Annotated in this window: 1 protein-coding gene; it reads left to right on the plus strand. The window is 54.6% G+C overall.

The features are described from left to right. Positions 1 to 893: hypothetical protein (locus tag ACESOH_RS11730; RefSeq protein WP_373101298.1), on the plus strand; the 893-nt coding region annotated here is incomplete at both ends.

The following is an 893-nucleotide window of genomic DNA, read 5'->3' on the forward strand; positions in this document are numbered from 1 at the left end:
GAGCTTGCTGCAGCTGTCGCAGAATTAGCTGATTCAATCGCTGAATTAGCAGCAGCTGTTGCAGAACTATCCGCTTTTGTTGCAGAACTTGCCGCAGAAGTGGCGGAGTTATCGGCTTCCGTTGCCGAACTCGCCGCTGCGGTTGCCGACTTACCGGCTTCGGTAGCTGAGCTTGCCGCTGCTGTTGCAGATTTACCCGCTTCCGTAGCAGAACTTGCAGCTGAAATTGCAGAATTGGCAGATTCGGTTGCCGAACTTTCTGCTGCGGTTGCAGAGTTAGCAGATTCTGTAGCTGAGCTTGCTGCTGCGGTTGCCGACTTACCCGCTTCGGTAGCTGAACTCGCGGCAGCTGTTGCAGAATTATCCGCTTTTGTCGCGGAACTTGCAGCAGCTGTTGCAGAACTATCGGCTTTCGTCGCGGAACTTGCCGCCGCTGTTGCAGAGTTATCCGCTTCGGTAGCTGAATTTGCTGCTGCGGTTGCAGAACTATCCGCTTTTGTCGCGGAACTTGCTGCAGCTGTTGCAGAACTATCTGCTTTCGTCGCTGAACTTGCGGCAGCTGTTGCGGAATTATCCGCTTTCGTCGCAGAGCTTGCCGCTGCTGTTGCTGAGTTACCCGCTTCGGTAGCTGAACTCGCGGCAGAAGTTGCGGAGTTACCCGCTTCGGTCGCTGAACTCGCAGCAGCTGTTGCGGAATTATCCGCTTTCGTCGCGGAACTTGCTGCCACGGTTGCGGATTTACCTGCTTCGGTGGCAAAACTTGCCGCTGCTGTTGCGGAGTTACCCGCTTCGGTAGCTGAGCTTGCTGCAGCTGTCGCAGAATTAGCTGATTCAATCGCTGAATTAGCAGCAGCTGTTGCAGAACTATCCGCTTTTGTTGCAGAACTTGCCGC

This window comes from Necropsobacter rosorum, assembly GCF_964241405.1.
Taxonomy (GTDB): Bacteria; Pseudomonadota; Gammaproteobacteria; order Enterobacterales; family Pasteurellaceae; genus Necropsobacter; species Necropsobacter rosorum.